Below are 11,582 nucleotides of genomic sequence, written 5' to 3'. Positions count from 1 at the left end.
GAACCCCGCCGCCAGGCGGCGCTTCTGGTTGGGCACCCACTCGCCGTACTGGTTCTCCACGTTCCACAGGCGCTGCCACCAGCGGCTCCAGGCCTCCTGCCGCTGCATCCGGCGGCGCTCCTGCTCCATCACGCCCGGCTCTGCTTCTTGGGCGCTCGGCCTGCGCTCGAGTTCTTCCACCAGCGCCGCCGCCAGCCCCGCGTCTTCCTCGTAGAGCTGGAGCAGCCACTGCTCGAAGGCCTTGCTCTCGGGGTCGCCGGGCATCTCCCGGCCCAGCAGGGCCTCGGCCTCTTGCACGATCTCGGGGGGTAGGGGGAGGTTTTCCACGGGGCTGATGTTACTCAAGAAAGTGAAAAAGTGCAATACATATACACATAATTCTATTGACAAATGTAAATGAAAATATATATTTGTTTTCGGAGGTGGTGTAAGGGAAAACAATTCTCGAGCGGCCAAAACTTGAAGCCTTCTCGACCGTCTTCGACGGGTTTTGCCGCGCATCCGGTGCGGCAAGAGGTCGTGTTATGCAGTGGAAAAAGAAATCGGCAAGGTTGTCGGTGTTGGGCCGTCGGCGCAAAGGCATCGGCGGGCTCAACCTATGGCTGCTGGGGCTGTTGGTGGCCCTTAGCACCGCCCAGGCGGGGGCGCTCTTCGACGCGCGGGCCGCCACCGCCTGCAACAACATCGTGGCCAGCCTGGTTACCGGGCGGGTGGTGGTGATCGTGGGCTTCGTGCTGGTGCTGCTGGCGGTGTGGGGCTGGTATCTCAACCGCAGCAAGGGGCTGGACGCGGCCATCCAGGGTGTGGTGGGCGCCGTGGTGATCGGCGGCATGGTGGGCATCGGGGCCTGGTTCGGGCTGGGCTGCTAGGCATGGCACCCGAGCCCAACGCCCCGCCCCGGCTGCGCGGCCTCAGCAAGACCCTGCGCCCCTCGGTGAGCGTCACCCTCAAGAACTTCACCCCCGCCGACTTCGCGGCGGGGGCGGGGGTGGCCCTGCTGGCCTACCTGGTGATGCTGCGGGCCACCGACCTCCAGCCGCTGCGGGTGATCCTGGCAGGGCTGGCGGCCTACGTGGGCACCACCGTGTGGATGGGCGAGAAGGCCCGCATCCCGCCCCACTACCTGCGCCACTGGTGGCAGTCCCAGCGCATGGGCACCCTGTGGTGGGTGGGGCTGGACGAGGAGCCAAGGCCGCTGGTGATCGAGTTGGAGGAGGGGCATGGCTGACACCCGCCTCCCCTACCGCGCCCCCAACCCCCTCTACGCCTTCTTCAAGGGGCGCTACCGGGTGACCAACCTGGTCACCCAGTTGCCCTACCACGACCTCGAGGAGGGCCTAGCCTTCAACGCCTTCGGGGTGCGCGAGCTGGCCTTCGAGATAGACCTCGGCGGCGACGCGCTGGGCAGCCCTGAGACCCTGGAGGAGCGCTGGAAGGCCTACCGCCTGCTGCTGCGCAGCGCCGTCCCGGTGGGCGAGCGGGCCAGGTTCCTGGTCGAGTTCGGCCCCGAGGGCGGCGAGCGCCTGGCCCAGTACCGCCAGCGCATCAGCCCCGAGCAACCCCTGTTGCGGGCGGTGCTGGAAAGCCGGGCGAACCTGCTCGAGGGCCTCCAACTCCGGGGTCAGACCAGAGCGTGGCGCACCTACTTCTCCTGCACCCTGGGGCTGGGCAAGCGCCGATCCAACCCCACCCTGCGCCCCAGCGAGTTGCAGGACAGGCTAGAGGAGGCCCACCAACTGCGGGGCCGCCTCGAGGCCTTCCTCTCCCGCGCCAAGCTGCGCCCCCGCGCCCTGGAGACCCAGGAGGCCTTCGCCCTGATGCGCCGCTACCTCAACGTGGGCGTGGCCGAGGGCCAGCCGCCCGCCTTCGTCCCCCGCCACGAGCGCCCGCCCCTGCCCAGCAAGGCCCAAATCGCCCAGGGGGCCGACTTCCCCAGCCTGCGCCGCCAGCTCGCGGCCTCGGTCTGGGACACCTCCAACCCCGGCTTCCTACAGATCGGCGACCGCTTCGTGACCACGGTGGTGCTGAACGGCCTGCCCGCCCACAACCTGCCGGGGATGCTGGGCCGGGTCTTGGACTCACTCGAGGGCCTGACCGGCTTCCTGGCGGTAGACCTGCTGCACGAAGAACCCCTGAGCGCCCGCGCCAGCCTCTATAAAAAAGAGGAGAAGCTGGACATGCTCAAAGACCTGGGCGGGCTGGCCCGTGACATCTCCACCACCCGTAAGCAGACCCAGCTCACCCAAGCCATCCACGCGATGGAGGAAAGCGGCGACCACACCTTCGGCTTCGGGCTGGGGCTGGTGCTGGTCTGCCGCGAGCGCCAACAGGTGGAGGCCGCCAAGAACCGCGCAATCAGCGCCCTTAATGCGTTCGTGGGGGCCGACCCGCTGTGCAACGGGGTGCAGCACCCTTGGGTCTTTTTGAACCTGCTGCCCCTGGCCGGGCTGGCCAACGACTTCCGCACCCAGGGCTACGAGTCCGACCTGGCCGCCCTGCTGCCCTACACCCAGCCCCGCAGCGGCGCGGCCCAGTCTGGCATCCTGCTCAGGAACCGCCGCGACGGCCTCTACGGCCTCGACCTGCTAGACCCCGGCCTCAAAAACTTCAACGGCTGTCTCTTGGCCCCCTCCGGCGGGGGCAAGACCTACGCCGCCCAGGTCTTGGGGGCGCACCTGCTCAACCAGGGGGTCTCGCTGATGATCATGGAGCACGGGGAGAACTACAAAGGCTTCACCCAAGCCTACGGGGGGGCCTACTTGGCTCTAAGGCCCGAGGGCGAGGTCTACAACCCCTTCGACCTCCAGCCGGGTCAGACCGAACCCGACCGCGAACAGCAGGACTTCCTCAGCGCCTGGGTCAGCGCCGCTATCCCCGAACTGCCCGACCCCGCCGACCAGGCCATCAAGGAGCGGCTGCTACGCCAAGGTATCGAAGCCTGCTACCAAAACGCCCTGACCCGCAGCCGCGACACGGCAGGCGCAATCCAAACCCACTTCGCCGGAACCCAACTCGGGGCCTTGCGGGAGTATATCGGCACCTTGAAAGAACTGGGGGGCAACCGCATGAGCGAGTCCGAGCGGCGGGTAGCTGCCACAATGGCCGGGCAACTGGCCAACTGGACGGGCAGCAGTCTCAATGGGCGGATGTTTGACGGCAAAAGTACGGTGCATATCAAAGACAACCGGGTGCTCTACTTCTCCACCTGGGGCCTGGACGCGAACCCCGGCCTGCGCTCCGCCGCCACCCTCTATATGCAGTACCAGATGTGGCGCAGGGCCACCCGCGACCGCGCCCAGCCTAAGCGCATCTTTGCCGACGAAATCTGGGCCGCGCTCAAACACCCCTCCACCCGCGACCTGGTGATGGGCTTTATCCGCCGGGGCCGCACCTTCAACTGCGGCACCTTCGTGATCAACAACTCGTTGATGGACTTGCAGGAAGTGCCCGGACTCCTGGAGTCGCTCTCGATCCTGCTGATCGGCGAGAGCCGGGGGGTAACCGGGCAGTACCCCCGCCTGTTCCCCGACCTGACCAGCGGGGCGCTCGAGCAGATCGAGGGGCTCTCGGGCCAGAGCGGGCGCTACACCGAGTTCCTAGCTTGGTTGCGCTACAAGAGCGGGGTGGACGCGGAGGTGGTGCGCTTCGACAGCGTTCCTGAAGAGTATTGGATCAACACCACCAGCGCCGCCGAGGTCGAACTGCGCGAGCGGCTGGTCGAGCAGTGGGGTTTTGAGGAGGCCCTGCGGCGGCTGGGGAAAGGAGAGACGACTTGAAAGCACTTTACCTAACCCTTGTGTTGGGTCTGGCGGGCGCGGCCCAGGCCCAGAGCTGGGAAGACATCGGCGGGGCCTTGCAGGGGGCCTGCCGGGTGGCCCAGGGCAACGGGCAGCTTCAGATCCCCAACCTGGGCACCCTGCCTATAGGCGAGATCCCCAACCTCGAGTGGCTCTGCACCCTGCGGCGCATCTACGGCTTCGTGGACGAATCCTTGGTCAACGGCGACTGGGGGGAGTTCGGGCGCGAGGTGGCGGGGCAGTGGATCGGCGACTTCGCCAACGCGCTGGGCTCTGAGCTGGGCATCGCCGGGGTGGACGACTGGCTCAACGCCGCCAACGACACGATGCGGATGACCTACCGCGACTTCCGCCGCCAGATGCTCTACGCGGTGCGCGACGGCTACCGCCACAAGAACACCGCCCGCTCGGCCTTGGGCCTGCCCACCACCACCGCCGAAGGTCTGGGACGGCAGTACCGCCAGATCAACCCTATGCTGGGCCTGAGCCAAGAGGCCGCTGCCAACGGGGAAATCTACAACCGGGTGGCCCAGCTCAACCGCAGCTTCGTGGTGCAGAAGAACAGCCAGGAGACCCGCGAGAACGTCAGCGGGGCGGTGGGGTCAGCAGTCAACCTAGCCCAAAAGATCGTGGGCACTGAGGGCCTGCCTGCGGGGCGACTGGGCCAGGCCGACGAACTGACCCACCGCGCCCAGGCCGCCCTCTCCACCCGCCAAGTGGCCGAGATCCAGACCGAGGCCTTGGGGGCCATTCTCAAGAGCGACGCGGTGATCGGCTCGACCCTGATCTCATCGGTGGCCGAGGTGGCCAAACAGCAGATGCTGACCAACAGCCAGTTGAGCGAGCTGATCGCCCGCACCGCCCAAGACCTCTCGGCCCAAGCCGAGGCCCAGCAAGCTGGCCTCGAGGCCTTGGCCCAGGAGAACCTCGAGGCGGTGGACGAGCTGACCCAGAGCGGGCGCAACATCAGCAACACGGTGGGGCTCTTCTACGACCCCGAGCGCATCCGCGACTTCAGGTGGGGGGAATGATGCGCTTGCTGATGTTGCTAACCCTCCTACTGGCCCCCGCCCTAGCCCAAACCAGCCAAACCATCGCGCAGAACGCCCAGCGCACCCTGCCGGGCAGCGTGATCCGGGCCGTAGCCCCCGACCCCCTGAGCTACCTGGCCTCGATTGACCGCCGCCTCCGCACCTCCGGGCTGGCCGAGGGGATGCTCTGGCTGGGAGGCGCGGTGCTCTTTATCGGGCTGATCAAACGCAGCTACGACCTCACCCTGAGTGGCAGCGAGTTGGAGCACCCCAAGCTATGGCTGGTGGCGGCGATCTACGCCTCGCTTCTAAGCACCACCTTGGGCTCGGGGAACTTGGAACTGCGCGGCCTGTTGCAGCACCTCTGGCAGAACGCCTACGCCTGGAGCGCCACCCGCTTCGACAACGACATCGAGCAGAAAGTCCTCGAGGCCCAGGACTCCTTGGTGCTGGGGGTCAGCCGGGTGGCCAGCGCCGCCGGGATCGTGGCCATCCCCTACGTGACCAAGAGTGCGCTCAGCGCGGGCGCGGGCCTTCTCCGCAGCCCCGGCGCACCCGTCGTGGGCGGGCAGCTCTCCGAGGGGGCGGCGGCCACCGCCCGCATGGCCGGGAAGTCCACCTTCCGCTACCTGGGGCTGGCCCAGCAGTCCACCTACCCGCTGCTCTCCCTCTACGCGCTGGGCATCATGCTCTCGGGGCTGGCGGTGGTGATGGTCTGCTACCTGCTCCCCGTCGCCATCGGCTTCCTGATCTGGGGCTACCAGAACCTGGCCCTCGGCTGCATGACCGTATTCCTGACCGCCCTGCTAACCGTGGTGTTCCTGCCGCCCACGATGGCCCTGGCGATTGACGTGGCCTTCGTACAGTCCATGAAGAACGTCGAGCGCATCACCCAAAACCTCGATGCCCAAGTAAACCAGGCCGCCGCCCTGACCCAGCAGGCCAAAGACCGCCTCAACGGAGCCTCGCAGGAGCGCATCGAGGCCTGCCTTAATGCCCTGAACGGCGACCCCGAGGCGCTGGGCCAGCCGGTCTGCCAGCGCGAGAACACCGGGAATATCTGGGCGCAACTGGGCAACCAGATGGGCGACGTGCTGCGGCAGATGGGCAACCAGATCGAGCAGAGCGTGCTGCGCCCGCTGCGCGACATCGCCATCCTGGCCATCGGGAGCGTGGTCTTCCTGATCATCGGCTTGATTCTAGGCGGGGCCTTGCTGGCCCAAGTGCCCAGCCTGCTGGGCGGCATCATCGGGGGCGGCATCGGCTCGGTCTCCACCGCCTGGCAGGCCAGCCGCATCAACCTGATCCCGCCGAGGGGGAGGTGAGGCTGGCGCTGACCCTTTGGCTGGCCCTGGCCCCCCTCGGTTTGGCCCAGGGGCTGACCGCCGCCCAAGTGGTGCAGTGGATACAGGGCTGCGACACCCGCCTCTACCTCCACACGCCGGGGATGCGCTCGAGGGAGGTCGCCGAGGCCCTGCACCGCCAGCTCACCAAGAACGGGGTTCCCCTGCTGGTGGCCAGCCCCAAGGAAGGACTGTTCAGCACCGACGGCATCGGGCTGATGGGCCTGGGCTGGGCCGGGGCAAGGCTCTTCCGGGTCATCACCCCTGAGCGGCGGGGTGTCTTGCTGTGTGAGGGGCGCTTCGGTCTCGTGGGCAGCCTCGTGGATCGCCCCCAGTCTCCCCTGCCCGCCCCGCCGACCCGGCTGCTGCAAGAGCCCGGCGAGGTGAGGAAACTAACCCTGTGGTTTCGCCGTTTGCTGGGGGGCGCACTCGAAGTAGACCCTAGAGCAACCTGGCGCTTGATGATACGGAGATAACGATGGAGTTACTGCAAAGAATTCTGCGGTTTCTCGGGCTGCTGACCCGGCCCCTGCGAAACCCCTACTCGGTGCTGGCCCTTCTTCTGGCCCTGGCGGGCCTACTCACCGCCCTGCGCGGCCCCGAACACCTGGTCTGGGGGTGCGTCCTGCTGTGGATGGCGGCGGTGCTGCGGCTGCTTCACACCCAGCGCGAGCTACAGCGAAAACGCCCAGCCTCCAGGGCCAAAAACCCCAAACCCCTCGACCTGGCCCCGCTCAAGTTCAAGCCCCAGGCCCCTGGCGAACCGGCGGAGCGCTGATGCCGGGCCTGCCCTCCCCTGCCCGGCCCCAGGTGGTGGTGGATGACCTGGGAGAGTTGCTCCAGCTCTTCGACCTCGAGGTGCGGGAGATCGTCGAGGCCAACCTGGAGGGCCTCGAGCAGATCGCCCTGGTGGCCGAGCGCCCCTTACAGCTCAAGGTCGGCGGGGTTTACACCGACTTCGGCTACGAACCCAGGCTGGGCGAGGTCGCCACCGCCGTCAGCCGTCTGGGGGGCTTCCGCCCCGACGGCAGGGCCGGGCTCAAGGGTCGCCTGCACCGCATCAGCGAGATCCGCTCGGCCACCGGCCAGAGCACCGGCATGGTCGTCCGCGTCGGACGCACCGCGCTGGGCATGGCCGAGCCGCTGCGGGAACTGGTCGCCACCCCCGGCCTGAAGCTGCTCATCATCGGCGGCCCCGGCTCGCGCAAGACCACCCTGCTGCGCGACCTCCTGCGCCTCTCGGGGGAGCTCCAGGGCTGGGGCTGCGTGGCGGTAGACACCAGCGGGGAGGTGGCCGGGGACAGCCTGCGGCCCCATCCAGGCGTGGGGCGGGTGGGTATCGTGCCCGTCCACGACGTGCGTGAGCAGTCCAAGCTGATCGTCGAGGCGATGGCCAATCTGGGGCCGACCCGCGTGGCGGTGGACGAGTTAAAGTTCGCCCCCGACGTGGAGGTGATGGACAACCTGGCCCGCTCGGGGGTCGAGGTGGTGGCCACAGTACACGCCAAGAACCTCTACGAGTTCGTGCGCAAGCCACTCTACTGGAGCCTGGCGGGCTACGTGGACATCGAGCGGATGCGCCGCCGGGTCGAACCGGCCTTCGAGGTCTTGCTGGAAGCTCTAGGGGGAGGTGATTTTCGCCTGCACCCCGACGCGGCCACCGCCATAGACGCGGCCCTGGCGGGCCATCCTCTTGAAGGCCAGAAGCTCGCCCTTTGACCGTTGGCTTCCCTGGAGTCGAAGCTCTGAGCTGCCTGGCAGCAAAATCAGCGTTCAGTCTCGTAAGCAAGGCTGGACGGACGATGACCACAGACCGCTCTGCTCTGGGGGGTCGTCGGGGTATCGGAATACTCGGCTATTTCCCTTCCGCCCTTGCCCCAGCTCATTATCGGAATACTCGGCTACTGGTTCTCGAGGAGGTATCGGAATACTCGGCTATTTGGCGGCCCCTTCCCTGGGAGCGGCAGGCAAAAATATACATCCCTGACACTGTTCTTACACATTGTGGCCGCTCGTCGGATCAACCCCGAACCACTATCGGAATACTCGGCTATTTGGACTGGCAAATTATCGGAACACTCGGTCAAACCGGGGCGCAGACTATCGGAATACTCGGCTATTTGGGCATCCGTAGTGTCGGAACACTCGGTCATTTGGGGCGCTGGAGGTATCGGAATACTCGGCTATTTGGAACTCGAACCTCGGAACACTCGGCTATTTAGGGCTCAGAATTATCGGAACACTCGGCTATTTGGAGCTCGAAATTATCGGAATACTTGGCTATTTTATCGAAATAAATTCGTTCAGGACATGTTTCTTCCGGGCGCTCTGTTGTTGACAATTGTTAAATTACAAATTCCTTTAAAACAGAATTCTTAAAAGTCATCATCAGGCCGCTTTTTTTCGCTCGGCTTAGGGGTCGTGGACGGGTCGTACTGGAGGAGGTCATATGCTAGCAAGGTCACCGCAAGGGCGCACTCGGTATAATCTCCACCAGATGGGCAAGACCGCGCAAGAGACCGGGGAGATTCGCCGCTTCGACGAGGCCAACGTGGCCCGCCTGGGGCTGATCAGCATCCAGGAGCGCATCCCCGCCGACTACACGAGTTGGACGATTGAGCTGAACCTCGACGGGCGTCGGGCCAAGCTATCCTGCGTGGCGGTGGCCGAGCACGGCGGGGTGCCGCACGGCCTGGACAACGACGTGAGCCTGGCCCTGATCACCCTCTACCAGGAGGCGGGCAGCCCCGAGGACGGGGCGGTGGTGACCAGCGCCTACCGCATCCTCTCGGTGATCGGCTGGGACACCAGCGGGCACTACTACGCGGCCCTGCGCGACAGCCTGGATCGCCTCACGGCGGCCACCTTCACCGCCAGCGAGGCCTGGCGCACCGGCTCCAAGTGGTCCACGGTGAAATTCCGCTTCATTGACGGCCTGGAGTACACCAGCGAGAGTGACAAGCTGAACCTGGGTGGGAGCAGCGTGCTCAGGATCAAGCTGGCCAAGGTGATCACCGACAGCATCCGGGGCAAGCACATCAAGCCGCTGGACTTGGAATTCCTGACCAGCTTGGATCGGCCCCAAACCCGCGCCCTGTACCGCCTGCTGGATGCCCAGCGCCACGCGGTGGAGGGCCAGGAGGTCGCCCAGTTCCGCACCAACATCGTGGAGTGGGCCGAGGCCTGCAAGATCATGGACAAGACCCCCACCAGGGTCAGGCGCACCCTCGAGGGTGCCCACGCCGAACTCGTCGAGCGCGGCTACCTGGCGGCGGTGGACTACCAGGGACGCGGCCCCAGCCAGGAGGTGATCTACACCTTCGCCCGCCAACCCGCGATTCCCGAGGAGGCCATCGAGGTGGCCACGCGGCTGCTGCGCTACAAGGTGGCCCGCCAGATGGCCCACACCCTGCTGAGTAGCCTCGGGGTGGCGCGGGTGCGCGAGCGGCTGGAGAAGTTCGAGGCCATGCTCACCGCAGGCTACGCCCCGCGCAACCAGGCCGGTTTCCTGGTGGACGTGATCCGCGACGAGGAGGGCAAATACGCAGACCCCGAGGGCTTCGTCTCGGCCAGCCGCCGCAAGGAGACCGAGGCCGCCCGGCGGAAGCGTCTCGAGGCCCAGGCCAAGCTCGAGGAGCGCAAACAGCAGGAGGCCGAGGCCGAGTGGGATAGCCTGGATGCGAAGGGTCGCACCAATAAGGCCCTGCGGATGCTCTCGGTGCTGTTCGGCAAGCGCCTACCGACCCGCTATTACTCGGGGCTTGCCGATGCCTTCGAGCGCGGCCTGCTGAGTCCGCGAGAGCTGACCGAGGCCGCCATAAAGGCGCGGGCCGAGATGGCCCTCGAGCACTTCGCCCAAGACCTGATGCGCCGACTGGACGAGAGCCTGGGCATGGGGATGACCTGAGGTTCGGTCAGCCTCTTCCCTTTCCCTGCTCAGTACCCTTCGGCCCTGAGGTGCTCCTCGATCAGCTCCTCGAGGACATCCTCGATGTTGCGCTCGCTCTCGAGGCAGTAGCGCTTGAGGCGCTTGTGCAGGTCGACCGGGAGGCGGGTCGAGATCAGCTTGCGCTCGACCTTGGCCGGAGTAGCCGCGATGATCGCGGGTTTGGGCTTGGCGGTCGTGGACGGAGGCGCGGGGAGGGGCAGCGGCTCAGGCTCGACGGGGCTCGGCGGAGCGTTGACGGCGGGTTCTGCGGCCCGCTCGGTCGTCTCCCCTCGCTGATCCAGGCCCTTGGCGATGTCAAGGAGGGCTCCGAACTTGGGGTCTTTGCCGCTCATAACCAACCTCCCAGTGCGATCTCGTAGTCCACCAGGCGGGTGGGCTCGTAGCCGAAGGCCCGCTCGTACTCCACCCGGTAGGGTATCTGGCCCAAGACCTTGAACCCTGCCGTGGCGATGTTGCCTGCCAACTCGTCGCCGAGCTTCCGGCTTCGTACCTGGGTGATCAACACCCCCCACTCTCCGTCGAAGCCGGAGGCCAGTAGGTTCTCAATGCTCGGGGCCAGACGGTCTTCCTCGAGGGCGTTGGCCCTCGAGACCACCACCACCCGGCTGGACGCGCGGGCCGCTGCGCCCAGGGCCTGGGCGTTGTTGGGTGGGGTGTCAATGATCACCACACCGTTCTTGCGCTCACTCAGGCGCATCGCGGCCTCGGTCTTGCTGGCCGGAAATACCTCGAAGGGCAGTCGCTCGCTGCGGCGCTGCCAGGCCAGCGCCGAGCCGTCGTTGTCGAAGTCGAGGACGCTCACCGCGTAGTCCCGCTGGGCGTAGAGCGTTGCCAGGTGGATGGCGGTGGTGGTCTTCCCTGACCCGCCCTTCCTCGAGATGATGCTGATCACACTACCCACTAATACCCCCTTTGGTTTGGCTGAACTTATTGCTTGCCTTCTTGCCATCGGACTTGCAGGACAGTTGTCTGGAAAACTGGCTTGGTGTCTATACAGCAATATTACTTTGAGTATTTCAGTAAAGCAATACAAACATACATCTTGCAAAATGTATGTTTGGAAGTCAATAAAAACAGATTTATTGACAGATGGACTACCTGAAAGATGTATGTATTGTCAACAAGCTGTATGTACAGCTTGTTGACAATTGACTAGAAAGTACGTCCAGAACTGACTATCTTTACCAAAGCAACTTCAACACCTCAGTGCAAATACACGCCAAAAAATAACCAACAGAAAGCTTACTCTCAAGTTACCCAAGGCTCAAGCAGCAGTGTCTAGGAAGGCGTTTAGCTTACATCGATCCAGGGTCAACTTACGAGAAATGAGCCTACGACGCAGTACAAACACCCCAGAACAGGTCTGAAGTTTGAGCTGTTGGAGGTACATGTAGGCCAATAAACCAAGGCTCAATATGGGTTTTGGGGTCATATCCGCGAGGGGTCGTAAACTGAGGGATGT

The 11,582-nt window shown here is 65.2% G+C and carries 12 protein-coding genes; 9 read left to right on the top strand and 3 right to left on the bottom strand.

Annotated features, from left to right (window positions below):
• A partial coding sequence (locus Q0288_RS16640; RefSeq protein ID WP_299433028.1) for a hypothetical protein occupies nt 1-327 on the bottom strand: 327 nt, incomplete at its 3' end.
• A 197-nt stretch (nt 328-524) separates the two neighbouring features.
• Between Q0288_RS16640 and Q0288_RS16635 the strand changes: the two genes are divergently transcribed.
• The 9 genes from Q0288_RS16635 (at nt 525) to Q0288_RS16595 (ending at nt 10,078) form a co-directional block, all read left to right on the top strand.
• Nucleotides 525-869: a hypothetical protein gene (locus Q0288_RS16635; RefSeq protein WP_299433024.1), complete on the top strand. Its 345-nt coding sequence runs from the start codon at nt 525-527 to the stop codon at nt 867-869.
• Nucleotides 870-871: 2 nt separating this feature from the next.
• Nucleotides 872-1,228 (top strand): hypothetical protein, encoded by a 357-nt coding sequence (locus Q0288_RS16630; protein WP_299433021.1) that lies wholly within the window; start codon nt 872-874, stop codon nt 1,226-1,228.
• Nucleotides 1,221-3,776, top strand: a complete 2,556-nt coding sequence (locus Q0288_RS16625; RefSeq protein ID WP_299433018.1) for a TraC family protein — start codon at nt 1,221-1,223, stop codon at nt 3,774-3,776. The genes Q0288_RS16630 and Q0288_RS16625 overlap by 8 nt, the downstream gene beginning before the upstream one ends.
• Nucleotides 3,773-4,828, top strand: coding sequence for a hypothetical protein (locus tag Q0288_RS16620; RefSeq protein ID WP_299433016.1), 1,056 nt, complete (start codon nt 3,773-3,775; stop codon nt 4,826-4,828). Before Q0288_RS16625 ends, Q0288_RS16620 begins: the two co-directional genes overlap by 4 nt.
• Nucleotides 4,825-6,153, top strand: coding sequence for a hypothetical protein (locus Q0288_RS16615; RefSeq protein ID WP_299433014.1), 1,329 nt, complete (start codon nt 4,825-4,827; stop codon nt 6,151-6,153). Before Q0288_RS16620 ends, Q0288_RS16615 begins: the two co-directional genes overlap by 4 nt.
• Nucleotides 6,150-6,647 carry a hypothetical protein gene (locus tag Q0288_RS16610; protein WP_299433011.1) on the top strand — a complete coding sequence of 166 codons (498 nt, stop codon included), beginning with the start codon at nt 6,150-6,152 and terminating at the stop codon, nt 6,645-6,647. The genes Q0288_RS16615 and Q0288_RS16610 overlap by 4 nt, the downstream gene beginning before the upstream one ends.
• 2 nt (nt 6,648-6,649) lie before the next feature.
• Nucleotides 6,650-6,949, top strand: coding sequence for a hypothetical protein (locus Q0288_RS16605; protein ID WP_299433008.1), 300 nt, complete (start codon nt 6,650-6,652; stop codon nt 6,947-6,949).
• Entirely contained in the window at nt 6,949-7,890 is a 942-nt protein-coding gene (locus tag Q0288_RS16600) for a hypothetical protein (RefSeq protein ID WP_299433005.1), read from the top strand. The genes Q0288_RS16605 and Q0288_RS16600 overlap by 1 nt, the downstream gene beginning before the upstream one ends.
• Nucleotides 7,891-8,668: 778 nt before the next feature.
• Entirely contained in the window at nt 8,669-10,078 is a 1,410-nt protein-coding gene (locus Q0288_RS16595) for a replication initiator protein A (protein WP_299433002.1), read from the top strand.
• 29 nt (nt 10,079-10,107) lie between these two features.
• Here Q0288_RS16595 and Q0288_RS16590 read toward each other — a convergent pair whose 3' ends face one another.
• Together Q0288_RS16590 and Q0288_RS16585 are read right to left on the bottom strand one after the other, a co-directional pair.
• A complete protein-coding gene (locus tag Q0288_RS16590; protein WP_299432999.1) occupies nt 10,108-10,458 on the bottom strand; it encodes a hypothetical protein in 351 nt (116 codons plus the stop codon).
• Nucleotides 10,449-11,021, bottom strand: coding sequence for a ParA family protein (locus tag Q0288_RS16585; protein ID WP_299432996.1), 573 nt, complete (start codon nt 11,019-11,021; stop codon nt 10,449-10,451). The genes Q0288_RS16590 and Q0288_RS16585 overlap by 10 nt, the downstream gene beginning before the upstream one ends.
• Nucleotides 11,022-11,582: the final 561 nt, after the last annotated feature.

Origin of the sequence: uncultured Meiothermus sp. (assembly GCF_937863175.1) — a bacterium.
Lineage (GTDB): Bacteria > Deinococcota > Deinococci > Deinococcales > Thermaceae > Meiothermus.
The sequence above is the reverse complement of the archived record's forward strand: the minus strand, read 5'-3'. Positions and strand labels throughout refer to the sequence as shown.